Source organism: Granulicella sibirica (genome assembly GCF_004115155.1).
Classification (GTDB): Bacteria; Acidobacteriota; Terriglobia; order Terriglobales; family Acidobacteriaceae; genus Edaphobacter; species Edaphobacter sibiricus.
In genome coordinates this window covers 814,278-836,061 of record NZ_RDSM01000001.1, presented here as the reverse complement: position 1 = coordinate 836,061, position 21,784 = coordinate 814,278, and the positions used below count along the sequence as shown (strand labels likewise).

Here is a 21,784-nt window from a genome sequence, read left to right as displayed (position 1 = left end):
AGGTACGGCCGGATCTCTCCGAAGTCGAGATGCATCTTGACGATAACCGGAGCGGTCAGGCTCGCTCGACCACGAGCACGAGCCCGTCGACAGACTTCACCAGTACTTCTTCGCCGACAGCAAGCACCCCATTCGTCCGCGCCTGCCACAACTCTCCCCGCACTTCCACCTGACCCGTTCCTAAAGCCGGATAGACCGCGCGCACGAAAGCCTGCCGCCCGATCATCGCGCCCGCTCCGGTCAACACTTTGTTCCGTCGTGCCCGCATCGCCACCCACGCCAGCCCGAACGTTACGGTCCCGAACCCGAGTCCCGCCCCGATCGCGGTTCCCAGATGCACCCGCATCTCGTCGATCGGCCCATCCACCAGCGTCGCCAGCCCGAAGACGAGCGCACCGACTCCCGCCGCCGCCAGCACCCCATGGCTCGCGAACTTCACCTCGAGCGCAATCAGTAGAAATGCCGCAACCAGAAGCATCAACGAGGTATGCCGGATCGGCAGAAGGTTCAGCCCAAAAACTCCCAGCAGAAACAACAGCGTCCCGACCGAACCCGGAACGATCGTCCCCGGAACGTTGAACTCTAGATAGATGAGCAGGCCGCCAAGCACGATCAGCAGCACCGCAAGATCGGGGCTCGCCAGTTTGTCCAGAAGCCGCTCCCGGACCGACATCGGCACCGCCACAATCTGTGCATCCCGCAGATGCAGCGTCTCGGGGTTCCCGTTGAACCGCTTGATCTCCCGCCCGTCGAGCGCCGACAGCAGGGAAGCCTCGTCGTTCGCGACCATGTCGACGAGCTTCATCCTCAGCGCCTCCTGTTCACTGTAGGACTTCGAGTTCCGAACCGCATCCTCAGCCGCCTCGACATTCCGCCCCCGCCGCTCGACGTAAGACCGCAGAAACGCCGCCGCGTCGTTCTCCACCTTCAGCTTCAGCACTGGATCCATCGTCTTGCCTTCGACGATCGGGTGCGCCGCCCCGGCATTCGTTCCCGGAGCCATTGCCGCCACATCCGCTGACTCCAGCAGGAAGAACCCAGCGGACCCAGCCCTGCTCCCCGCGGGCCCGATATACACGATCACCGGAACCGGCGAATCCTCGATCGCCGCCACCATGTCCCGCGTCGACGAGAGCAGCCCACCCGGCGTCCCAAGCGACAGAAGCACCGCCCGCGCATGCATCCGCGCCGCCTCCGTCAACCCTCGCCGAAGGTAGTCCGCCGTAACCGGCTGAATCGTGTCATGAATCCCAAGCCGTACGACAATTCCGGTCGAATCGGGCGTACTCGTGACCGCGTTTGCCATACATTGGCCCGCGAATAGCACCACGAAAACGCACCAGATTCGACCGAAATAGCTCATGGAATCGCCTGTCCACGTGCCGCCAGAGCCGTCCTCATCCCCATCGCAGCCGAGTTCCCCGGCTCAATCCGCAGCGCATTGCCCACGTCCACGGCGGAGGCCGTCATCTGGTTCGCCTGCAGATCGAGCCTCGCAAGCACAAGAAACGAAACGACATTCGGCTTCAGCATGATGGAAGCATTCGCTTCCTTCCGTGCGTCGTCGACGCTTCCACTCTGCTCCCGGACCTGCGCCAGCCCCGCATGTGCCATCGCGCTCTTCGGATCGGCGGCGATCGCCTTTTGAAATTCCAGCTCCGCCTCCGGCACCAATCCCTGCGCAAGATAGTCCCGCCCCTGCTGGCTATAAGCCGCCCCCTGCTCTGTCGGGGGAAGCGCAGCCAGGCGGAGGCCACGCATCTGGTCGAGCTGAAACGCAGCTTGACGGAACGACGCCTCGGAGTAGCTGCGTCGAATCCTCTCGAGCGGTTCGAAGCCACCCGTCTCGACAGCACCTTTGAGTCCCGGGCCGGTGAGCCGCGCGGCAGTGATTCGCGATCGCAGGTCGGCCGCCTCGGTATCGGACGCGTGCAGCTTCAGAGTCTGCTCGAGTTCATGAAGGCTGCCCGCCGCATCGCCACGCCGCATGAGCGAGACGGCAAGGTTGAAGTGGTAGTCCGCGTCACCCGGGTCGGCGGCGGTGGCCCGCTGAAACAATGCCCCTGCGTCCCGCCCCTGGCGACTCGCTGCCACGCCCTGGTTGTTGACGACCTCTGGAAGTGGCAACCGGCTGGCCACAAACGCAAACGCCGCCTCAGCATCGGCATACTTCGCCGCATTGAAGTGCGCAAGCCCAAGATAGAAGCCCGCCTCAAGCGCTGACCGGTCTGTCCTCGGTACCTTGATCAGCGTCGCCGCCGCTGCCGCGTATTGGCGATCGGTGTACTGCGCCTTACCAAGCGCAAGCAGCGCCGCGGCGTACTTCGGCTCCTCGGTGACGGCACCCTGCAGACGTTTGATCCGTTCCTGCGGATTCGTCGCCGAGATTCCCCGGATATACCCCTCGAAGGCCGTCAACTTCACGCCGCCGGAGGCCGAGAGAAATGTCTGCTCCGCGACCGAGAACTTCGGATCGATCTGCCGCGCTACCTTCCACGCGATCGCATTCTCCACGTCAAACAGTCGCGCCAGGTCGCTCGAATCATTAAGCGCCTGCGATAGCTTCAGCTTGTCCACCTCGAGCACCTGCGCCTGCACCAGGATCTTGCCGTTCTGCACATTGAAGCTGCCGACAACGACGAAGTTCGCGTCGAGCGTCTGGGCGATGCGGATGGTTGTGGCGTGGGTAGGACGGAAGTCGGCCGGGAAGCCGAGATGATCGAGCGCATACTGGCGGTCGTCGCGCGTAATGGTCAGAAAGCCCGCGGAGTTAAGCCGCTGATTGATCGTGTCCGGAAAGGAGTCGCCGATCCACTGAAGTGTCGGCTGCCCGGAGCGGTTCTCAAACGGAAGCACAAGCACAAGCCGTCCGGAAGTCTCATGGGCATCGCTGCTCGCATCGGACGCGCTCTGCGCTGTCGCTATGGAAACTGCAAAGAGCGTAAGCAGAAGACCCATCGCCCAGCCACGACCTGTCAAAAATTGTCTCAGAGCCCTTACCTCGTTTCGAAGCCATTATAGAGTTCACCCTCAGCCCTCAGAAGGTGCTCAGGACTAGCGCAGGCTGGCGTTCACCGAGCGTGGAAACCGCAGCACGGCGGCCCATTCCCCCTTGCGCGCGCCCTGCCAGATGACGTCGCCATGCAGCATCCGCGCCGCCTCTGCCGGCCGCAGATCATGGTGGAAGTCGAAATACTTCCTATCGTTCGACTCGTTGCGGCGGCCAAGGTTTGTCTTTCCTGGCGAGGGCTCCCACTTCGTCGAGAAGATCATCGCCGTGTCGTACGCACCCGGATCCTCAGCCGCTCGCTGCATCTCCTCAAAGGAAAAATTCTTCAACATGACCGTCTTCACCGGTCGATCCAAATACCCAAGCTCCGGCCGCTCGAACTCCTGGCTGCCAGGCCACGCCGTCAGTACCGTCGCCTCCGGGAAGCGCGTCGCGATGAGCCCGACCGACTCCTGGTGCAGCACGATCATGTCCCGGTAGGTGAGGTTGTCCTCCGGTGCGAACGCGTATGGCGGATTGATCCAGATCCCCGCGAGAAAGCCGGCGGCGGTCAGCGCGCCGAGTCCCGCCCACGCTTTCAAGTGCATCCGCCATTCGACGACGCACAGCAGAATCACCAGCGGGTACATCGGCAGCAAATACCGCGTCAGCAACGCCCCGCCCAACACCGAGAACTCCAGCAGATTTGCGACGAGCACAACCCCAAGCGCTGCCATCACACCACGCGAGAGTCGCCCCCGCCCGGCTATCCCCGGCATCAAGAGCGCCGCCAACGCGCATCCCGTCGCGACGAACAGATTCATGTGTGTCGTCATATGCAGCGTCCGGTGCCAAAGCGATAGCAGGATGCGGAAGACTCCCAGGTTCGCCGTCGCGTTATAGCGGAGGTACTCCGGATTCCCGAACATAAACCCGGTCTTGTAACGGTGATACGCGTACCAGCCAAGCAGCGGGACGACAGGCGCAAACAGCGAAGCCGCCCAGGCAAGATGCAGCCGGAACCACCGCCCCGTCTGCGTCTTGCCACCATGCCGCCAGCTCCGCAGCGCAAGCCAGAGCTCCAGCATCCCAAGCGCAGCCGGCGTCACAATCGCCGTCTCCTTCGAAAGAGCCGCGAAAGAAAACAGCACAGCGGCTGCAATACGATCGCGCGCAGCCTCGTCCCGTGGCTCTCCTGTCTCCGGATCTTGCTTGCGAAGGAAATAGAACGAGAGCGCCCACAGCGTGAACGCGGCTGCGAAGATGTCGGCATGCGCAAGCGTGCTCTGCGCGAACCAGATCGGATAGATCGCCGTCAGGATCATCGTCGCGAAGGCTGCGCCCACGCCGGTAAGTCCGCGCACCATGCGGAAGACCCCAACCAGCGCAACAGCCGCCACGACGGCGACGAAGATCCTGGTAGCGAGAATCCTGAAACCGAAGATCTCCCACCAGCCCGCAAGCAGGATAGACGGCATCGGAGGATGCGCGTTCGTCATGGTCGTCTGCGGAATCAGCGTGCCGCTCTTGAAGAAGTCCCGCGCCGCCGGAATGTAATAACCGGCCTCATCCCAGAAGTAGGGAAGGCGAAGAAGCGTCCAGTGCGATAGCAGGACGGCAACAAAGACTAACGGAAACAGCACCCAGAGCGGAACAGCCAGGAGCCGGCTCGACCCGTATCCCGGCTGCGCACCTTTATTAGTTGACAGGGCCGCCGACCTGCGGCCGCTGCGGCTCGAGCTCAAGATGCCCGAAGGTCTGCTCGTACTGCTGCACATTGTGCGCAAGCACGTTCAGCAGCGCCTTGGCCTGCTGCGGACTCAGGTAAACTGCCTGGAAATTTTCGATCTTGACCTCCTCGGCCGAGGTCTGGTGCATGGTCCCGAAGACGAGCTGGAAGTCCCACACGCTCATGCGCACCTGGACGCTGTTCGCATAGCCTTCGCGGTACTTGTCCGTATTCAACACCGTCAACGACGGCTGCTCGTCCTGCTTGGTCTGGCTCATAACTGCTTACTCCGATGCGGCTGGGTTCTTTGGTGCGAAAGGGGGGACTTGAACCCCCATGGATTGCTCCGCCAGATCCTAAGTCTGGTGCGTCTGCCAATTTCGCCACTTTCGCACACCCTTGCGGCTTTTGAGATTGTAGCGCAGCCCACGAGGCGCAACCCTTTGAAAAGGAGCAACCAACTACTGCGGTGTCGTCGTTCCGGTCGGCGATGTCGGGTTCATCGTGGTGCTGCCTGCCCCCGTGCCCGACCCAGTGGTGCCAGGCGAAGCGCCGAACGTACCCGCCGGCGAGGACCCAAAGCTGCTGGTGCCCGTCCCCGAACCGCCAATCGCGTTCGACGAGCCGATACCTCCTCCGCCGAAGAGGCTTGACCGGGCCTTGAGCTGCTCGATCCGCGGATCATAGAGAAACTCCCACTTGCTGTAGTCATCCTGCTCGTTGAGCGAGATGATCGATGCGCCGGCCTGCGAGCTGCCGAACCCCATGATCGGGCCCCCCGAGCCCTTGAAGCCGGTCGCGCTCTGGCTGCCGATCCCGCTCGACGACCCGCTGGATGTGCTTCCCGTGCTGCTGCCGTCGGAAACGGTGCTCGGTCCGCCAAACGCTGAACTCCCCGTGCCCCCGACGCTCGTGCTTCCGGAGGTCGCCCCGCCGATCGAAGACCCCGAGCCGAACGTGCTCGACGCTCCCGAATTACCTGAGCCGAAGGTGCTGGTGGAGCCGGATGTACTCGAACCTGGACCGCTCGTGGAGCTACCCGTACCGTCGCTGACCGTCGCCGTTCCCCCGATACCCGCTCCGCCGATTCCCGCGCCACCTGCCAATCCTGTGAGCGGCTGACCGAACAGTCCCTTCACCGTCGTCTTGTTCTCCCCGACGTGGATGATGCGCCAGTCAGCCTTGCCCGTCATAGGATCGACATACTTCTGCCGCAGAAACCGTATATTGTTTGTTTTTTCGAGCTGATCTATCGAGGTCGGATAGCTGTTGAACTTCTTGTAGTAAAGCTGCACCGCCCGCACATACTGGTTGCCCCGATGCACTGCCTCCAGCTCGCGCTCCCGGCGCAGATCGCGCGCCACCTTGGGTGCGGCAATGCCGAGGAAGAGCAGGATGACAAAGATCGCCACGATCAACATCACGAGCGCAAACCCATCCTCACCCTCGCGCGAAGCGGGATTCGTTTGACGGCTTGTGAGATCAGGAAACATCATGGGTTTGCAAGCAAGGGAAGTGTCTGTTTGTTGTTGTTTGTCAGGTCTTCGATCTGCACAGATTTCTCCGCGACGCTGATCACGCGGTACTTTCGCTGCACGATGTCGCCATCCGACGCGAGGAACACGTCATCGCCATGGAGCAGAAATGCGCGTCGGTGCCCATCCGCCGAGGTCGCCGTGCCGAAGAACTTCAGGTTGATCGGCGGAGGCCCGGCCGGCAGTATCGGGGGAGTATAGATCGGGCCCACCGCGGCCGAAGTGCGCGCTGGCGCAATTGGCTTCGGAATCACCGGTGCCGCGTAGTATGCGTCCTTGCCGCCGGCGAAGATGTTGCGCCCGCTGCCGTTGTAGACGACCGACTCGGTCACAAGCATCGCCTGCATATGGAGCGTCGGATCAAGCGCCGCGGAGGTCGTGCCAACGCTATGTGCCGCGGCGCCAGCAACGTTTCCCGAGGGAGACGATACGGTCGCCCCGGCCTTCGGAGCAGGGGACGAGGGGCTTGTAACGACAGGCGGCGCAGTCGCAACCGGAGGCGGATTGGGATCGGAGAGCTCAAAATAGAGCAGCCCGATCGCAACAATGCCACCGGCGACCCCGGCGATGATCTTGTTCCTCTGGTCAGCCGCCTGGGATTTCACGACGCGTGCGGCGCTCATCGGCTTGGCCTCCCGGCTGCGGGAGCCTGTTCAGCCTGTTCCGGAACATCCGATTCGCCTTCAGCCGGAACCAGCGGGGCAAGTGCCTCACCCGGCGCACGAGCGCGCAGGTAGGTCGTCAGCCTCAGACGCAGATTTACCGTACCGCTCTGCTGTCCGGTCAGCGCGATATTCGTGATGACGAAGAACATCTTGTCCCGCTCGAGCGAGTTCATGAAGATGACGAGCGGACGGTAGTCGCCGCTGAGGTTCGCGTCCATCTTCACCTCGGTCAGCTCTCCCGCCGTATCCGCGAGAACCGGAGCCTGCCCATACTGCACCCGGGAAAGCTTCACATGCTCTCGGTTGGCGAGAACGCCAAGTTCGGCAAGAAGCTGCGAGTACGCCGACGGCAGGCGCTTGGCATAGAAGGTGTCCGCTTCGCCCGTAGCCTGAGTCAGCTTCGCATCGAGCCCTTCGAGCGGAGCCGCCCCAAGCTGCGCCGTCTTCAGCAGCACCATCTGCTGCGCGACAGCCTCCTCATTCTGGCTGTGCGCCTGCTGGTACGCAACGACCATATGCACGACGAGATACAGGTTCACCAGCCCGAGCAGAGCCACCCCGGCGAAGTGCAGGTTCAGCATCGTCACCAGGCGCCGTGCCCGTTCGGCGATGTTGCGAGCCGCAGCCCGCTGGGCGACAGCCTGCAGAGTCGCGCTCATGGCGTCACCCCCGTCTTCGTCTTCGTTTTGACTGGAGCAGGCGCAGCCGTCTTCGCAGCAACAGGAGCGGTGGCTTTTGCATTCTGAGGTGTCAGTGGCAGCGGGTTATACCCGCTCAGAATGTCGAACTCAACTCCCGGAATCGCAAGCGGATTCGGAGGCTGATTCGCCGACCCAGCCGCCCGCCCACCTTCCGCGCTCTGTGCCGACTCGCCGTTCAGACGCGGCCCAAGAAAGCGCTGCGACTGCTCAAGATTCCTCACTAACTGCACCGCCCGGTCGCGATCGCCGCTGACCTTCAGCCGTATGTTCACATCGCCTTCTTTGGTGATCACAGGCTCGATGCTCGTCACCTGAACCCCGGCCGGAAGCACGCGTTCGAGGTCCATCATCACCGACGTCCAGCTAAAGCTCTTCAGCGCAAACACCTGGTTCAAAAACTGCGACCGTTCGAGTACAGCCCGGTTCTGCGGCTGACGCATCCGGGCCTCGTTCCTCTGGCGAGCCTGTTGATAGGCAAGCGTCCGGTCCCGGAGAGCATCCATCCGGCTCTGCGCTGCGTTCGCCTTCTTCGTCAGCGCATGGAGCCCGAAACCAAGTCCGATGGCGAGCGCGGCAAGCACGATCATCGCGAGACGAAGCCGCGCAAAAAGCGGGCGTAGCTCAATGAAGGGACGGCTGGCGAGATTGACGGAGACGCGCATTAGCTTCGCAACGCTCCCCTGACCCCGGCAAGCCACCCACGCGGCATCCCGGCAGGCACCGCCGCCGGTATCATCGCCGGATCCACCACCTCGCGAACGGTCATCTCTCCAAGCGAACTCGTCCGTAAAAGGGAGGTCAGCCTATCCGCGGAAGTCACACCGGCGGCAAGAAGAGCTCCCGGCGCGGCCTGAAGCGTGTCTTCAAAATAAGCTGCGGCCACGCTCACTGCCTGCACAATCTCCGCGGGAGGCAGAGGCGAGGGCAACTCCTCTTCAACCATCGTCCGCTCCAGCACCGCCGTCTGCGCGGAACTCGTCTCCATCCGCACCGGATACTCGGGGAGGGCCTCCTGCATGGCCCACTCCTGTACCGTGCTCTCCCGGTCAACCAGTGGAAGGCTTACAACCGGAAGATCCGCAAACGTCTGATCCGGGTTCGCAAGCAACTCCGGCGGAATCGTCGGAGGAGGAAGCTGCGGCTCCGGCCGTGCCTCGACGTGTAGATCGACCCGCATATCGACCGAACGATGCAGAAGCAGAACGCCGCCTTTCACGATCGCTGTCGTCACGGCCTCCGGCCCGGCATTCACCAGAAGCACGGGAGCCTCCGATTCATCCAGCCCTGCGAGCGCCGCAAGCGTGCTCGGCAGAATCGCGCCCGGCTCGAAGCCCGCCTCGCGCACCACGGACTCGTACTCCGCTAGCACATCACTCGGCATGGCAACGGCCATCACTCGAAGCAGCCCTCGCCCCGTCGACATCACCTGGTAGCTCACCGCGGCATCATCCGCATCGAACGGAAGCAGCTTCTTCAACCGGAACCGCACCACCGGCAACGCCTCCGCCGGCTTGCTCGGAAGGGAATCGAAATCCAGAAGAAGCACCCGAACCGACGCATCCGGAACCACAAGTGTCAGCTCCCGGTTTTTGTCGAACACCTTTTCGAGCGACTGCCGCACCGCCCCGACCACTGCGGTCCGATCCACGACATTCCCGGCCCGCAGATGCGGCCGGAACGCCCCCTCGCCAAGCGTGGTCCGCGACACCGCGACCATGACCCCGACGGCGCCATCCTCGCAGCGAGCCGCGACCACGCCCTCTGGCCGTATCTCGCACGCCAGCCTCGGCCGCGTCCCCACTGATGTCGGTAAAATGTCCATCCGCTCCAGACTACCTGCCCTCAAGCATTTCGAACAAAGCAAGACCAGCGCGAATATCCCAAACCACGCCTGTCTTCCTAGCGCCCCGTTTCGATAAACGTGACCTTGTTGATCTCCCGTAGCGTCGTAATGCCGTCCCGCACCCGCTCCAGCGCCGAATCTCGCAGAAACGCCATGCCCTTTTCCCGAGCCTTCTTGCGAATCTCGCTCCCCGGTTTCTTCGCCAGGAGCATCTCGCGAATATCATCGTCCAGTTCCAGAAGCTCGTGAATCGCGCTTCGCCCCCGGTACCCCGTTCCGCCGCACTCCATGCAGCCCGGCCCCTCGCGGAACTTGAATCCGCTCCAGTCCTTCAGATCCAGACCGCTCTGCAGTAACTCCGCATCGCTATAAGTCACATAGTGCGCGCAAAAGTCGCATACCTGTCGCACCAGCCGCTGCGCGAGGATGCAGTTCAGCGCCGAAACGAAGTTATACGGCTCGACGCCCATGTTCAAAAAGCGTCCAAGCACGTCGACGACGTTATTCGCGTGGACGGTCGTAAACACAAGGTGACCCGTCAGCGCCGAGTTGATCGCGATCTGCGCCGTCTCCGCGTCGCGGATTTCGCCGACCAGGATCTTATCCGGATCGTGGCGCAGGATCGAACGCAGCCCGCGCGCGAAGGTCAGCCCCTTCTTCTCGTTCACCGGGATCTGCGTGATTCCCCGGATCTGGTACTCGACCGGATCTTCGATCGTGATGATCTTGTCTTCTTCGCTCTTGATCTCGTTCAGAGCGGCGTAAAGCGTCGTCGTCTTACCCGAACCCGTCGGCCCCGTCACCAGAACCATCCCGTACGGTTCTTTGATGTACCGTCGAAAGCGCTCCAGATCCTTCGCCGCAAACCCGACCACATCCAGCGACAGCTTCGTGAACTTCTCCGACATCGACTCTTTATCGAGCACGCGCAGCACAGCATTTTCGCCGTGAACAGTCGGCATGATCGAAACACGGAAATCGATCAGCCGCCCCTTATACCGAACCCGGAAACGCCCGTCCTGCGGCACGCGCCGCTCGGCAATATCGAGTTCGCTCATGACCTTGATACGCGAAAGAATCGTCTGGTGATGCTCCCGCGCGATCGGCGCCATGGCCTGCTGCAGCACGCCGTCGATACGGTACTTCACCTGCAGCGAGTCGTCGAACGTCTCCAGGTGAATATCCGATGCACGCCGTTCGAGTGCCGTAAAGATCGTCGTATCGACAAGCCGGATGATCGGCGAGATATCCTCATCCGCCGTCAGCCGCTCGATCGAGATGTTCTCGTCCGGATTGTCCTCATTCGAGAGGACGTCGAACGCCAGCCCCTCGCTTGCCTCATCCAGCACGCGCTGCGACTGCTCCGTCTTCTTCAGCAGGTCGGTAATCTGCGAGAGCGTCGCCACCCGCGTCACCAGCCTCTGCCCGAGCAGCCCCGAAATCTCGTCCAGCACCATCAGCTTCGAGGGATCTGAAACCGCGATCGCCAGCCGCCCCTCCGCCTGCTCGAGCGGCACGAAGTTGTACCGGAACATCATGTCCACCGGCACGCTCTTGAAGAGCTCATGCTGGATCTTGAAGTTCTTCAGGTCGACAAACTCCGCGTGATACCGCCGCGCCAACCCACGCGCCCGCTCGGTCTCGTCGCCCGTATCAACTATCGGGATTGCCACTGGTGTCGCCATACCGGTAAGACTCCCCTGCCTTGAACTCGTCACAAACTGCTCTTCTGAAATGTTCGGGCGTTAGTCCCAGACGCAGGGCACTTCGCCTGATCGTCGTATCCGTTCATCCCGAGTAATCAACTGCAAGCCATGAACCAACGCAGTCGCCCCAATCATACGGTCCATCGGATCCTTCGGGTAAGCGTCCGTAAATGCCATGGATGTTTCCGCCACCGCGGACGTGAGTTGCAGAACCGAAAAACTGTTTTCCACCACTCGCAGGAAATCCGAGAGAGGTGTTCTGCTTTGCACTCGTCCTCGCGAAAGCAGCATCGCAAGCTCCCACAGAGTAATCCCGGATACGGCTAATCCGTCCCTCTTTCTCTCCCGTGTGATGACCTCGTAAACCAGAGGCGACAGCATCTCTGGGGTCTCCGCCAGCCAGAGGACCACATGTGTGTCCACGAGAATCACTTGAGCGCATCCCAGTCTTCCAGCGGGACGATCGGAGAAACGATATCGCCGACGATCTTCAGCTTGCCTTTATAGAAGCCGAAGATCGGATCCTGTTCCTCCACCGAAACAGGAACCAATTGTGCCACGGGCTTCCCATTCTTGGTGATCACAACCGTCTCCCGCTTGGCCTGCACCTCGTCCATCACCGCTAGGCACGTTGCCTTGAACTTACTTGCAGCCATGGTTTTCATCGGGCACCTCCGGTGTGGTCACTATACTCTGGTCACGCTGCTACTCCGAATCCCCAAGAAGTGGCACAAATCCAAAATGGGCGGTCTTGACTTCGTCGCGATCAGGCGCGGTACGCCATCACAGTTTGGGCTCGAGACGGAAATTCTTAAGACCCGCTCACGCCCCCAGCGCTCAGCGAGAAGATCGGCAGATACAGCGCGATCAAAATGATCACCACCACCACGCCCATCACCACAAGGATCGCCGGCTCGATCAAACTCATCGCGGTCGTCAGGTTCGTCTGCACATCTTCCTCGAAGAACTCGGCCACCGAGTTCAACATCTGCGGCAGCGCCCCGGTCGACTCGCCCACTTCGATCATCTCGATCGCCAGCTCCGGAAACACCTTCGTCGACTGCAAACTGACCGACAGCCCCTTGCCCTCGCGCACCGTCTCCACCGACCGGTACACCGCGCCCGCAATCTGCCGGCTGTTGATCGACCGCGCCGCCGTCTCCAGCGACGGAACCAGCGGCAGCCCACCCTTCAGCAGCGTCGAAAGCGTCCTCGCGAACAGCCCCACCTGGTACTTGAGCCAGATCCCGCCAAACAGTGGCAGCCCGATCCGAACCTTGTCCACCAAGTTCGCACCCGCATCTGTCTTCATCCATCGCAGCAGCAGAAACACCGCCAACGCGATCACGACGGCCACATAGATCCCATACTTCTGCGCATTCTCCCCAAGTGAGAGCAGGAACACCGTAATCGATGGCAGCTTCGTCCCAAGCTGCGAGTAAAGCTCCGCGAACCGCGGCACCACGAACGTGATCAGGAACACGAACAGTCCAATCACCATCACAACCAGCAGCGCCGGATACACCAGGCTTGCTTTCAGCTTCTTCGAAAACGTCAGCGAAACCCGTTGAAAGTCCAGAAACCGCTGCAACACCTCTTCCAGGTTTCCCGACCGCTCCCCGGCGAGCAGCGTCGTCGTGTACACCAGCGGAAATCCCCCCTGGGCCTCGAAGGCCTGCGAGATCGACTCGCCCGTCTTCACCCGCGCCGTCACGTCCTCGAGCTGCGCCCGGAAATGCGGAACCTTCTGCCGCCGCGCCAGCAGGTCGAGCGACCCCAGGATCGGCAAACCGGCTTTGATGAGCGTCAGAAACTGCTGGTTGAACACCAGGAAGGTATCGAGCTTCACCTTCTTATTCTTGCCGCTCCCCCCGAGCACGCTCCGCGCCTTGACGGAGTACACGTAGTACCCCGCCTGCAGAAACCGCGCCTTCAGCTCCTCGGCCGACGAAGCGGCATGCGTCTGCTCCTGCACCCGCCCACGCTCATCCGCCAGCTTGATTACAAACTCTGCCATAAGGGAAAATCGCTGTCCCGCGCGCCACCCGGGACTCACGTAGATTTTAGACGTTCCTACCCATTGTTCCGCGAACGGCACCGAAAACAAAAAAGCCTCGCCGCATGGGCGAGGCTTCTCAATACCAGAAACCAGGGACTAAACGGAGAAAGAGGAGCCACATCCGCACGTGCTCTTCACCGTGGGGTTCTCGAACTTGAAGCCCGCGGCCTCAAGCGTCTCGACGTAATCCACCACGCAGCCGTTCAGGTACATGGCCGAAGTCGCGTCGACGAACACCTTCAAATCGTCGAACTTCATCACCTTGTCCATCATGCCGCTGGCGTTCTCAAACGACATCGAGTACTGGAATCCCGAACATCCGCCGCCAACAACACCGATGCGCAGCCCGGCAGGAATCGGATCCTGGGTCGACATGATCTCGCGAACCTTCGCGATCGCCGCCGAAGTCAGGTTTACCGGCGTGGTCGAAGTCGGGGGCGCATTTACGACTTCGGGGGTGGGAGTAACGGTTGCAGTCGCCATCGGCAGTCTCCTTGAAAATCTCGAACTTGCTTGCTCTCCCGCGTCGGCTGTCTGCTTGAAACCGCTGACGAACCCGCCGCGAAAGAAAGTGCGCTTCGAATAGTGTATGCCTCCGTCATCCGGGGAGCAATTTCTTTCGGTCGCATGCCTATAGATGCCGCCGACGCCGCCTCGGTCGCAAGAACTCCTCTCGACCCGGCCAGAGGCAAGTGCAGAAACCGGCAAAGAAAAGTCGCGCCGGTCTATACCCAAAAGCTTTGTTACGGGAGTAATATGTCGCCACTCGGTTTCTCCTGCTTTTGGCGATCACGAACCGGGAGCAGGATAGGCCGCGACTTCGCTCGTCAAAGAGGCATCATCATGAGTCACGTCGCCATCATGCTTACCGTCTGGGGGGTAATCACTGCCGCCTTCCTTGCCCTGCTCGCCTATAACGCCACTGTGACCCGCTACGAAGAAGATCAGCTCTTCCTTAACGACAACAACAGTCACGAGCATCAGCTCCAGGACGACATCCAGAAGTCCGTCACCCGCACCCGTCCTTATGTGCGTGCCTTCGGCGGCGCATCCGCTCTGCTCGGCGCCGTCATCGTCGGCATGTACACCTACGACGCGTGGCTCCGCCTCCAGTAACTTCGCCGTACCTCCTCGCAAAGGCCGTGATGAATCCGCCAGAGCTCCGAGACCATGCCTCTGGCCGCCCCGTCCCTTGACGGATTCATTCGCCTTCCAGCCTGACGGGTCGATCCTTACCCAAGCTTGAAAAAGAAGACCGCTGCAAGCGACGCCAGCGCTGCTCCCGCCTGCTGCGCCAGAACGAAGAGTGTCAGCCTCGGAGACCTCGGCAGCCATCGGATCGCGAAGAACAGGATGATCGGCACCTGACCCGCCATCAGGAGTTGCCAGAGATGCGCAACGGCACCTTCATCGCTATTCCTCGGAATACCACTCAGCCCGACCGCAGCGAGAACGAGCGTGAGCGCGATCATGGACATGGCCAGCGGAAGAAAGGCGCTCGGCCGTTTGAGAATAGAACCGAAAGTAAGTGGATCCATTATTCCCGCTTCTGCCATTGTTCCTCCTTGTGTCGGTGCCAGATGTTCCCGCGCAGCAGACCAAACGATGTTTGCAGCTGAAAAGATCCCACCAGGTTCCGCCTCAAGCAGCGCCTCAAACTCCGCGCCATATCTCGCGCGCCACCCGCGTGGGTACAGCCGCGTGAGTAGCCTGGCGGCCAGCGTCTTCATATCTCGTCCAGCCTTTCCAGCCCGGCCTTGGTAAAGCGCGCCAGCGTATCTAACCTCGCTCGCAGCACGCGCACTCCATGCGCCGTAATGCGATAGGGCTGCCTCCTCTCTTCCTGGGCCAGCGGCTCGATCCACCCCTGCTTCTCCAGCCGGGCAATCGCCCCATACAGCGTCCCAGGACCAAGACGAGTCCCGCACAGCGCCGCTATGTCTTCGATCATCGCGTGCCCGTGCTTGGGCCCACTTGCGAGACTCGCAAGCACCAGCAGCGGAGGATCGGAATATTGGCCGACCGTTGGATCCAGCTCGGATTCAACTACGCCACGCGTACTTCGCATGACGTAGTTGTAATCCCTCTAAGCCCCATTCACAACACTCAAGTTTCGAGAAGAAGTTTGCGCACCAGCGAAGAGCCCCTCACCATCTCGCTCTAACTTAATGAAGAATGCTACATAGCCATTTCGTCTCGACGCTCCTTATTTCGGAGGACGGAGATCCCGTCCAGAAGTACGGAGCAAAAGCTGGAATTGTCTCAGGGGGCGGGTGGGATTAGTAGCATCAAGAAATAAAAGTTGACAATCGTGCTAGCGGGAGTAGAAGATGGTGTTGGGCACTCCTGTCCTGGAGATACAACATCATGCGTCGAGTCATTGCAGCCACCCTCCTGCTTTCCCCCGCTCTCCTTCTCGCTCAGGCAAAAACCCCTGCCAGCAACGCTTCGGTCCTCGAGTCGAAGCTCGTTCAGCCAGCCGAACTCGCCGCCTCCAAGTCCGCCGACACCACCACGTCCAAGGCTCAGGTCCGCATCTCCAAGGGAGTCGTCGCTCCCAAGCTCGTTCACTCCACCAACATCCCCTCCGAAGACTCGTCCTTCTGGACCCGCAATAACCTCGACCGCAAGTTCGTCGTCGGCATGATCGTCGATGAGACCGGCAAGCCTTCCAACCTCAAGATCGTCGCCTCCCCGGACGCCGAAGAGAACCGCAACGTCCTCGACGCCGTCAGCCAGTACCGCTTCACCCCCGGCACCGTCAACGACAGGCCGACCGCCGTCCCCGTCAGCCTCGAGATCGTCCTCAAGAGCCAGTCCGGCAACTAACTCCTCCCACACATCCTGAGCCTCCCATCGCTTTGTGATCCACAAAGTGAAAGGCCACCCGTGCGTCTGCGGGTGGTCTTTCGCGTGCCGTCGAAGAGGAGCATCCTTCCCCTATGGCTACCGCGCCCCTCACCTCGACCGAAAGCCGCCCCCTCACCGTCGAGGAGTACCTGCGCACGTCCTACCGGCCCGATTGCGACTTTGTGGATGGCGTCATCGAGGAGCGAAACTTAGGCGAGTACGAGCACAGCAGGTTACAAGGCAGGGCTCATTGGGCTCTTCTCCATTCGGGAGGTGGAATGGAACGTCATCGCCCTACCCGAGTGCAGACTTCAGGTCACTCCTAACCGCTTTCGCATTCCGGATGTGATGCTTATCCCACGTTCCCAGAAGGTCGACCGCATCGTCCGCGAAGCCCCGCTGCTTTGCATCGAGGTTCTCAGCCCCGAAGACACCTGGGCAAAAAGACGTGCCCGCCTCAACGACTACCTCGCCATGGGCGTCGAGCATGTCTGGTGTTTCGATCCCGACGCTCGCGAAGCCCGCCGCTTCACCGCCACCGGCTTCGTCGTCGCAAGCGAGCCGACTCTCACCGTTTCCGGCACACCCATCGTCATCTCCATCACCGAAGTCTTCTCCGTCCTCGACTAGGTCGAGTTACTTCCCGAACGCATCCGGCCTCACCCGCCCGATCCGCCCCTTCGCCCCCACGACATAAGGCAGCGCCACTGCGTTCCAACCCTTCGCAACATCAGGCGCATCGGCGGCAGTAGGAACCAGCGGCTTCCAGGTCTTCCCGTCATCCCGCGAGAAGTCCGTTCCATTCGTTCCCACGGCCACCCACACCTTCGCATCCCGGTCGTATGCCACACCCGACCGGTACCCACCCGGCGACATATCCGCGCCTCTCCACGTCTTACCCCCGTCAACAGAAGTCGCCGCCGTCCCCGCCCCAATGTCCGGCTTCGAATAAACCCCACCCACGGCGATCAGCGTACTCTTGGCATCTGTCCGAGCCGCAATCGAGAACACTCCCGCCGCCGTCGAGTACGAAGCCAGCGGCACATCCGCCTTCGACCAGGCCGAGCTCCTCCGCGCATACACGTGTGGCACCCCGGTCCCGCCGGTCCCAAAGTAGAGCGTGCCACCACTCACGATCAGCGAAGTATTACTCGCCGCGAACGCCCCATCGCCCTTCTCCGCCGCAAGCCCAGCGTCATTCACTCCCGACCAGCTCTCCCCGCCATCCTTGCTGACGAACAGCACGAACCTTCCCCGCACCGGATCCCCAAGTACGTAGAACTCCCGCTCCCCCACCCGCCGGATCGTATCGAAGAACCCCTCTTTGTCCGGGTTCGTAAAGACGAGCTTCCACGTCTGGCACCCATCCGTCGTCTTGTAGATCTTCGAAAGCTCCCCGCTCCCGCTCGACATCACCACCGCTGTATTCCCGTCGAGAGCCTGCACTCCACGGAAATCCAGCTTCTCCGCGCCTTTTGGAGTAGTACACGGCTGCCAGAGGAACCCCGCATCCTCCGTCCGCAGCACTGTCCCACCCGACCCGCTTGCCCACGCCACACCCGTCCCAGCCGTGTCCACCCCACGCAGGCTGGTCGTTACATGAGACTCTTCGAGATCGATCTGACCATGGGCAAACCGGGAGGCAAGCAGAACAGCCGCAATACAAAGCGCGAAACGCATGGCAAGAGCATACCGCGCTGATTCCAAACTCGCGACAACACTTTGGGCACCTTTCATCCGGGTGGAAGATGCCCAATCCAACTCCCAATAGACTCGCAGCCGTTATCGTCCGGACGCCGCCCCACCCATGCCGATATACGTCACATGCCACACCGACTTGCTACCGTCGTCCGTGACAAACAAGCTCCCATCCTTGGCGACGGTGACTCCGACCGGCCGACCCCAGACCTTTCCATCCGGCGTCACAAACCCCGTCAGGAAGTCCTCATACGAGCCCTCCGCCCTACCCGCATGCATCGGAACACGCACAACCTCGTATCCGCCGCGTGCCGCCCGGTTCCAGGACCCATGCTCCGCCGCAAATGCATCTCCCTTGTACTCAGCCGGAAACGAAGCATGCGCCTCCGGGTAAAAGACCATCTCCAACGAAGCCATGTGTGGCTGCATCAGCACATCCGGCGTCAGCACCTTCGCCTTCAGCTCCGGATGCTTTCCTTCAAGCCGTGGATCCTGGTGCCCGCCCATGTAGAACCATGGCCACCCATAGAACCCATCTTCCTTCACACTCGTGATGTAGTCCGGAACCAGGTTGTTCCCAAGCGCATCCCGCTCATTCACCGAGCACCACAGCGACCCGGTCACCGGGTTGATCGCCTCACCCACGCAGTTTCGGATCCCGGCCGCGTACACCTTGAGGAACTTTCCCGCAGGCGTAAACTCCAGCACATCCGCCCGGTGAAACTCTCTCGGATGCGTATCCGGATCGTCGGCATTCGACCCCGACCCGACGGACACCAGCATCTTCGTCCCATCCTTCGTAAACACGACATCCCGCGTCCAGTGCCCGCCGCCCCGCAACTGCGCGTACCCAGGAAGGTCCGGCACAAGCATCTCCGGCGCCCCCGAAGCCTTCAAATCTCCGGCTTTATAAGCAAACCGCACGACGGTCGTGGTATTCGCCACGTAAACCCACTTCGGATTAGCCGCCGGATAAAACGCAATCCCGAACGGATGATCCAGCCCCGAAGCAAACGTCTCGATGGTCGCAGCCTTCCCATTCGCGCCCACGCCCCGCATCACCTTGACCTCGCCCGCCATCGAGTCCGCCAGGAAAATATCCCCATTCGGAGCCGTGCGGATCAGCCGCGGCTGCTGGAAATTCCCCGTCCCGCTATCACCACCCGCATATAGCTCCACCTTGAACCCCGCCGGGGCGATCGGCATCGCCCCATCCGGCTTCGGCACCACCGTCGGACCGTTATCGACCGACTCCGAAGGATTAGGCTCCGGAAGATCCGCGACGGTAATCTTCCTCCGCACTCCCGGCTGCTGCTTGCTGTAATCGGCAAAGGCGTCCTGCCCCGTAATCGTCTGCTTCGTCTGTGCATGCGAGGCGAAACCGGCAAAAGCGAACGGCACAGCCGCAAGGATCGTCAACGAATAGCGAAAACTCATAAATTAGCTCCCATAGGGCGAGGCGAGGAAGTACAGCCTCTCAGCCCGTACAAGCTTCAGATGTCGAAATCACCATGGGAGGCCAATGGCCGCTCTATGCGGCTGTCACCGTTGTTGCTCTCCCCAAAACAGCCACGACCAGTGGGTGCCCCATATTCGCCGACGGCATCATTGTCGGCTAAGGGCGGAAAGCAGGAGGCCCAACCGCCGCGCACTTGCCATTGCCTTTTGGTTGTCATTCCCGAAGGGAATCTGCGTCTGCTGTTGCCTTCGTAGTCGCTGTACCGCGCAACAAGGCTACCGCCCAGACCGCCCCTTTGGCGAAGTCAGCTTCCGCAGCAGATCAATCGGAATCACCGCCGTCAGAATCGCCCGATCCTTCTCCTGCTCGATCTTCAACGAATCCGTAAACGCCGCAAGCGACTCTTCGGCCGGTCCCACCGCCTCCAGCCCCTGCATCTGCCGTACCAGCATCAACAGTGTCCGCAGCTTCTGCACCGACCGCTCAGCGTCAGCATCCGTCGCGGCAATCTGCTCGATCCTCAGGTGCAACCCCGTGGTATACCGCAGGCTCGCCACAAACGGAGTCGTATCCGCTAACGGCAGATGAAACCCGAACACCGAAACCCGGCCTTCTTCCGCGAACGGCAGCCCGATCGCCCCAATCCCCCAAACGCTCGCGAACGCCGGAACCTCCGGGTACAAGCCGCCCAACAACGTGGGCCCGCCAAACGGGTTTACCGACGCCCGATGATGATCGAGAATCGCGTGAATCTGCTCGGTCGTCGGAGCATTCGAAGCGGCGATCGTGTCGTCGCTCAACTGCGTCACCCGCAGCAGTCTGCTCGTCGCCGCCATATGCGCGTCAACCGTCGCCGGTAGACCCACCGGAATCGTAAAGATCTCGTGCCCCGCATACGTCTCACGGCTCGTCGCAATCGTCGCCAGGTACTCCGTCAGCCTCTTCCCATCGAAGTGCCCCACGAACACCTCGGAGAATGCCGCCGGCCCGTTTGGCCCATTCGGATCCGCCATCTTGTGAATCGCAAACGCCGCTGAATCCAGGTCCCTCTCAAAGACGATCCCCGTAGCATCGATGAACTTCTGGTAGTCCGGCGAATGGGGAACAGGCTTCTTGTCGAGGTGGGTCGCCAGCCGTATCGGTTTCAGGTTCACATAGGCGATCCCATCCGCCTCCGGCAGCAGCCGGGCCGCCCGTGGAGGCGACTGCTTCACCACGAAAAATGCGACCCCAATCGCGGCAACGAGGAGCAAGGCAGACAAGACTAAGTAGCGGGTGCGTCTGGACATAGGCAAAAAGTCTCGGCGGCAGCTCGCGACTCCCACGATTATACCGAGCAGCGCCAACCCGCTCTGGAAGCCCCAGCCGCCGTTGCTCTTGTCGTTGCCTATCTGGTTGTCATTCCCAAGGGAATCTGCGTTTGCTTGTGCATTCGCCGTTGCCCGTTTCACTCATCCCCAACCGGGCGGTAACCTTAGTCCATGAGCCGCGACCTCTGGACCAAAGTCGATCACTACCTCGTCGAAACCCTCCTGAAGCCCGATCCCGATCTCGAAGCCGCCCTGAAAGCCAACGCCGCCGCCAACCTCCCCGCAATGGACGTAGCCGCAAACCAGGGCATGTTCCTCCATCTCCTGGCCCGTATCCAGGGTGCAAAGCGAATCCTCGAGATCGGTACGCTAGGCGGCTACAGCACCCTTTGGCTCGCCAAGGCCCTCCCGCCCCACGGCAGCCTCATTACCCTCGAATTCGACCCGCACCACGCCGACACAGCCCGCGCTAACATCGACCATGCCGGCATGTCCTCCATCGTCGAGGTCCGCACTGGCCCCGCCATCGAGTCTCTTCCCAGACTCCACAGTGAGGGCCAGCCGCCCTTCGACCTCATCTTCATCGACGCCGACAAGCCCAGCTACTCGGAATACCTTGAGTGGTCCCTCCGCCTCTCCCGCCCCGGCACCGTCATCATCGCCGACAACGTGATCCGCAACGGAGCTGTAGCTGACCCCACGAGCGAGGATCCACGCGTGCAGGGAGTCCGCCGCTTCCTCGCACAAATCACCGGAGATCCACGCCTCAGTGCCACAGCTCTGCAGACCGTGGGCAACAAAGGCTACGACGGCTTTACCCTCGCCGTCGTAAACGCCCTCTAAATCTTGTCAAGCCCCGAAACCACGTAAGCCACACATTCTAAAGAGAAAAATAGGTGTCCTTTTAGTTTCGGTGGCTCTCGTACAATAGAAGCAGAGGATAAAGACAGAACTCCCTGCGTTCGGGCGCGATCTGCCTAACGAGCATAAGTCCTTTATCTACTAATATTTAGCTGTAAGTTGTTTGCTATCTGATATTTGCAGGGGTAAGGGCGGCGTAACTCGTTGCATCGAAACGACTTGAACGCGGGCTATGGGGAGGGGGGATACCTCCTTCCCGGTGCCGCACGGAAAGCCTTCGGATCGTTGCTCCGGGGTTCCGAATGTGCTAAAGTTTGATCTTGCGGCGCACTCTGCGCGGGCACGTTGGCGCGTTCTGGCCGCTGTCCGGTTTGAGCGC

Annotated in this window: 24 protein-coding genes and 1 tRNA gene; 5 read left to right on the top strand and 20 right to left on the bottom strand. The window is 61.3% G+C overall.

The features are described 5' to 3' along the window. Positions 1 to 55: 55 nt before the first annotated feature. The 15 genes from GRAN_RS03440 to GRAN_RS03370 all read right to left on the bottom strand — a co-directional run bounded on the left by GRAN_RS03440 (position 56) and on the right by GRAN_RS03370 (position 13,710). Entirely contained in the window at positions 56 to 1,306 is a 1,251-nt protein-coding gene (locus tag GRAN_RS03440) for an NfeD family protein (RefSeq protein WP_241654319.1), read from the bottom strand. Positions 1,307 to 1,359: 53 nt separating this feature from the next. Then, entirely contained in the window at positions 1,360 to 2,979 is a 1,620-nt protein-coding gene (locus tag GRAN_RS03435) for a tetratricopeptide repeat protein (protein ID WP_241654318.1), read from the bottom strand. A gap of 75 nt (positions 2,980 to 3,054) precedes the next feature. Beyond that, the gene (locus tag GRAN_RS03430; RefSeq protein WP_128911587.1) at positions 3,055 to 4,632 is read right to left on the bottom strand and encodes an ArnT family glycosyltransferase; all 1,578 of its coding nucleotides are present in this window, start codon (positions 4,630 to 4,632) and stop codon (positions 3,055 to 3,057) included. A 55-nt stretch (positions 4,633 to 4,687) separates the two neighbouring features. Further along, positions 4,688 to 4,996: a DUF3467 domain-containing protein gene (locus GRAN_RS03425; RefSeq protein WP_128911586.1), complete on the bottom strand. Its 309-nt coding sequence runs from the start codon at positions 4,994 to 4,996 to the stop codon at positions 4,688 to 4,690. Positions 4,997 to 5,026: 30 nt separating this feature from the next. Further along, positions 5,027 to 5,111: transfer RNA gene (locus GRAN_RS03420), tRNA-Leu, on the bottom strand. 68 nt (positions 5,112 to 5,179) lie between these two features. After that, positions 5,180 to 6,214 carry a type II secretion system protein gene (locus GRAN_RS03415; RefSeq protein WP_128911585.1) on the bottom strand — a complete coding sequence of 345 codons (1,035 nt, stop codon included), beginning with the start codon at positions 6,212 to 6,214 and terminating at the stop codon, positions 5,180 to 5,182. Then, a complete protein-coding gene (locus GRAN_RS03410) occupies positions 6,211 to 6,876 on the bottom strand; it encodes a hypothetical protein (RefSeq protein WP_128911584.1) in 666 nt (221 codons plus the stop codon). Before GRAN_RS03410 ends, GRAN_RS03415 begins: the two co-directional genes overlap by 4 nt. Further along, entirely contained in the window at positions 6,873 to 7,577 is a 705-nt protein-coding gene (locus GRAN_RS03405; protein WP_192897971.1) for a hypothetical protein, read from the bottom strand. Before GRAN_RS03405 ends, GRAN_RS03410 begins: the two co-directional genes overlap by 4 nt. Further along, complete coding sequence (locus GRAN_RS03400) at positions 7,574 to 8,281, bottom strand: PilN domain-containing protein (RefSeq protein ID WP_128911583.1); 708 nt, start codon at positions 8,279 to 8,281, stop codon at positions 7,574 to 7,576. The genes GRAN_RS03405 and GRAN_RS03400 overlap by 4 nt, the downstream gene beginning before the upstream one ends. Then, complete coding sequence (locus GRAN_RS03395; RefSeq protein ID WP_128911582.1) at positions 8,281 to 9,441, bottom strand: type IV pilus biogenesis protein PilM; 1,161 nt, start codon at positions 9,439 to 9,441, stop codon at positions 8,281 to 8,283. The genes GRAN_RS03400 and GRAN_RS03395 overlap by 1 nt, the downstream gene beginning before the upstream one ends. A 77-nt stretch (positions 9,442 to 9,518) precedes the next feature. Continuing rightward, complete coding sequence (locus GRAN_RS03390; protein WP_128911581.1) at positions 9,519 to 11,147, bottom strand: GspE/PulE family protein; 1,629 nt, start codon at positions 11,145 to 11,147, stop codon at positions 9,519 to 9,521. 60 nt (positions 11,148 to 11,207) lie between these two features. Next, positions 11,208 to 11,591: a type II toxin-antitoxin system VapC family toxin gene (locus GRAN_RS26895; protein WP_421800797.1), complete on the bottom strand. Its 384-nt coding sequence runs from the start codon at positions 11,589 to 11,591 to the stop codon at positions 11,208 to 11,210. A gap of 5 nt (positions 11,592 to 11,596) precedes the next feature. Then, on the bottom strand, positions 11,597 to 11,833 hold the full coding sequence (locus tag GRAN_RS03380; protein ID WP_128911580.1) for a type II toxin-antitoxin system Phd/YefM family antitoxin: 237 nt from the start codon (positions 11,831 to 11,833) through the stop codon (positions 11,597 to 11,599). Between the two features lie 146 nt (positions 11,834 to 11,979). Next, the gene (locus GRAN_RS03375) at positions 11,980 to 13,185 is read right to left on the bottom strand and encodes a type II secretion system F family protein (protein WP_128911579.1); all 1,206 of its coding nucleotides are present in this window, start codon (positions 13,183 to 13,185) and stop codon (positions 11,980 to 11,982) included. Between the two features lie 138 nt (positions 13,186 to 13,323). Next, on the bottom strand, positions 13,324 to 13,710 hold the full coding sequence (locus GRAN_RS03370) for a HesB/IscA family protein (protein ID WP_128911578.1): 387 nt from the start codon (positions 13,708 to 13,710) through the stop codon (positions 13,324 to 13,326). Between the two features lie 360 nt (positions 13,711 to 14,070). On the opposite strand from GRAN_RS03370, the gene GRAN_RS03365 reads away from it, so the two are divergent. Beyond that, positions 14,071 to 14,343, top strand: coding sequence for a hypothetical protein (locus GRAN_RS03365; protein WP_128911577.1), 273 nt, complete (start codon positions 14,071 to 14,073; stop codon positions 14,341 to 14,343). Positions 14,344 to 14,459: 116 nt separating this feature from the next. On the opposite strand, the gene GRAN_RS03360 is transcribed toward GRAN_RS03365, so the two are convergent. Then, on the bottom strand, positions 14,460 to 14,765 hold the full coding sequence (locus tag GRAN_RS03360; RefSeq protein ID WP_128911576.1) for a hypothetical protein: 306 nt from the start codon (positions 14,763 to 14,765) through the stop codon (positions 14,460 to 14,462). Between the two features lie 188 nt (positions 14,766 to 14,953). Beyond that, positions 14,954 to 15,295 carry a PadR family transcriptional regulator gene (locus GRAN_RS03355; protein WP_128911575.1) on the bottom strand — a complete coding sequence of 114 codons (342 nt, stop codon included), beginning with the start codon at positions 15,293 to 15,295 and terminating at the stop codon, positions 14,954 to 14,956. A gap of 299 nt (positions 15,296 to 15,594) precedes the next feature. Between GRAN_RS03355 and GRAN_RS03350 the strand changes: the two genes are divergently transcribed. From GRAN_RS03350 to GRAN_RS03340, 3 genes are all read left to right on the top strand, one after another. After that, the gene (locus GRAN_RS03350; protein WP_128911574.1) at positions 15,595 to 16,056 is read left to right on the top strand and encodes an energy transducer TonB; all 462 of its coding nucleotides are present in this window, start codon (positions 15,595 to 15,597) and stop codon (positions 16,054 to 16,056) included. Positions 16,057 to 16,169: 113 nt separating this feature from the next. Continuing rightward, positions 16,170 to 16,403, top strand: a complete 234-nt coding sequence (locus GRAN_RS03345; protein ID WP_128911573.1) for a hypothetical protein — start codon at positions 16,170 to 16,172, stop codon at positions 16,401 to 16,403. A 22-nt stretch (positions 16,404 to 16,425) separates the two neighbouring features. Next, the gene (locus GRAN_RS03340) at positions 16,426 to 16,707 is read left to right on the top strand and encodes a Uma2 family endonuclease (RefSeq protein WP_338323414.1); all 282 of its coding nucleotides are present in this window, start codon (positions 16,426 to 16,428) and stop codon (positions 16,705 to 16,707) included. A 6-nt stretch (positions 16,708 to 16,713) separates the two neighbouring features. On the opposite strand, the gene GRAN_RS03335 is transcribed toward GRAN_RS03340, so the two are convergent. The 3 genes from GRAN_RS03335 to GRAN_RS03325 all read right to left on the bottom strand — a co-directional run bounded on the left by GRAN_RS03335 (position 16,714) and on the right by GRAN_RS03325 (position 20,523). Beyond that, positions 16,714 to 17,757, bottom strand: a complete 1,044-nt coding sequence (locus GRAN_RS03335) for a beta propeller repeat protein (RefSeq protein WP_128911571.1) — start codon at positions 17,755 to 17,757, stop codon at positions 16,714 to 16,716. Positions 17,758 to 17,859: 102 nt separating this feature from the next. Continuing rightward, the gene (locus tag GRAN_RS03330) at positions 17,860 to 19,212 is read right to left on the bottom strand and encodes a PQQ-dependent sugar dehydrogenase (RefSeq protein ID WP_128911570.1); all 1,353 of its coding nucleotides are present in this window, start codon (positions 19,210 to 19,212) and stop codon (positions 17,860 to 17,862) included. Between the two features lie 297 nt (positions 19,213 to 19,509). Then, positions 19,510 to 20,523, bottom strand: a complete 1,014-nt coding sequence (locus GRAN_RS03325; protein ID WP_128911569.1) for a hypothetical protein — start codon at positions 20,521 to 20,523, stop codon at positions 19,510 to 19,512. Positions 20,524 to 20,715: 192 nt separating this feature from the next. Between GRAN_RS03325 and GRAN_RS03320 the strand changes: the two genes are divergently transcribed. Continuing rightward, the gene (locus GRAN_RS03320; protein WP_128911568.1) at positions 20,716 to 21,387 is read left to right on the top strand and encodes an O-methyltransferase; all 672 of its coding nucleotides are present in this window, start codon (positions 20,716 to 20,718) and stop codon (positions 21,385 to 21,387) included. Positions 21,388 to 21,784 lie beyond the last annotated feature (397 nt).

Excerpts from the sequence above, each read along its gene's own strand:
- GRAN_RS03415 (WP_128911585.1), bottom strand. The coding sequence starts at position 6,214 with ATGATGTTTCCTGATCTCACAAGCCGTCAAACGAATCCCGCTTCGCGC.
- GRAN_RS03330 (WP_128911570.1), bottom strand. The coding sequence starts at position 19,212 with ATGAGTTTTCGCTATTCGTTGACGATCCTTGCGGCTGTGCCGTTCGCT.
- GRAN_RS03335 (WP_128911571.1), bottom strand. The coding sequence starts at position 17,757 with ATGCGTTTCGCGCTTTGTATTGCGGCTGTTCTGCTTGCCTCCCGGTTT.
- GRAN_RS03380 (WP_128911580.1), bottom strand. The coding sequence starts at position 11,833 with ATGAAAACCATGGCTGCAAGTAAGTTCAAGGCAACGTGCCTAGCGGTG.
- GRAN_RS03365 (WP_128911577.1), top strand. The coding sequence starts at position 14,071 with ATGAGTCACGTCGCCATCATGCTTACCGTCTGGGGGGTAATCACTGCC.
- GRAN_RS03440 (WP_241654319.1), bottom strand. The coding sequence starts at position 1,306 with ATGGCAAACGCGGTCACGAGTACGCCCGATTCGACCGGAATTGTCGTA.
- GRAN_RS03345 (WP_128911573.1), top strand. The coding sequence starts at position 16,170 with ATGGCTACCGCGCCCCTCACCTCGACCGAAAGCCGCCCCCTCACCGTC.
- GRAN_RS03425 (WP_128911586.1), bottom strand. The coding sequence starts at position 4,996 with ATGAGCCAGACCAAGCAGGACGAGCAGCCGTCGTTGACGGTGTTGAAT.
- GRAN_RS03370 (WP_128911578.1), bottom strand. The coding sequence starts at position 13,710 with ATGGCGACTGCAACCGTTACTCCCACCCCCGAAGTCGTAAATGCGCCC.
- GRAN_RS03350 (WP_128911574.1), top strand. The coding sequence starts at position 15,595 with ATGCGTCGAGTCATTGCAGCCACCCTCCTGCTTTCCCCCGCTCTCCTT.
- GRAN_RS03395 (WP_128911582.1), bottom strand. The coding sequence starts at position 9,441 with ATGGACATTTTACCGACATCAGTGGGGACGCGGCCGAGGCTGGCGTGC.
- GRAN_RS03340 (WP_338323414.1), top strand. The coding sequence starts at position 16,426 with ATGCTTATCCCACGTTCCCAGAAGGTCGACCGCATCGTCCGCGAAGCC.
- GRAN_RS03390 (WP_128911581.1), bottom strand. The coding sequence starts at position 11,147 with ATGGCGACACCAGTGGCAATCCCGATAGTTGATACGGGCGACGAGACC.
- GRAN_RS03355 (WP_128911575.1), bottom strand. The coding sequence starts at position 15,295 with ATGCGAAGTACGCGTGGCGTAGTTGAATCCGAGCTGGATCCAACGGTC.
- GRAN_RS03410 (WP_128911584.1), bottom strand. The coding sequence starts at position 6,876 with ATGAGCGCCGCACGCGTCGTGAAATCCCAGGCGGCTGACCAGAGGAAC.
- GRAN_RS03325 (WP_128911569.1), bottom strand. The coding sequence starts at position 20,523 with ATGTCCAGACGCACCCGCTACTTAGTCTTGTCTGCCTTGCTCCTCGTT.
- GRAN_RS03375 (WP_128911579.1), bottom strand. The coding sequence starts at position 13,185 with ATGGCAGAGTTTGTAATCAAGCTGGCGGATGAGCGTGGGCGGGTGCAG.
- GRAN_RS03405 (WP_192897971.1), bottom strand. The coding sequence starts at position 7,577 with ATGAGCGCGACTCTGCAGGCTGTCGCCCAGCGGGCTGCGGCTCGCAAC.
- GRAN_RS03360 (WP_128911576.1), bottom strand. The coding sequence starts at position 14,765 with ATGGATCCACTTACTTTCGGTTCTATTCTCAAACGGCCGAGCGCCTTT.
- GRAN_RS03400 (WP_128911583.1), bottom strand. The coding sequence starts at position 8,281 with ATGCGCGTCTCCGTCAATCTCGCCAGCCGTCCCTTCATTGAGCTACGC.
- GRAN_RS03320 (WP_128911568.1), top strand. The coding sequence starts at position 20,716 with ATGAGCCGCGACCTCTGGACCAAAGTCGATCACTACCTCGTCGAAACC.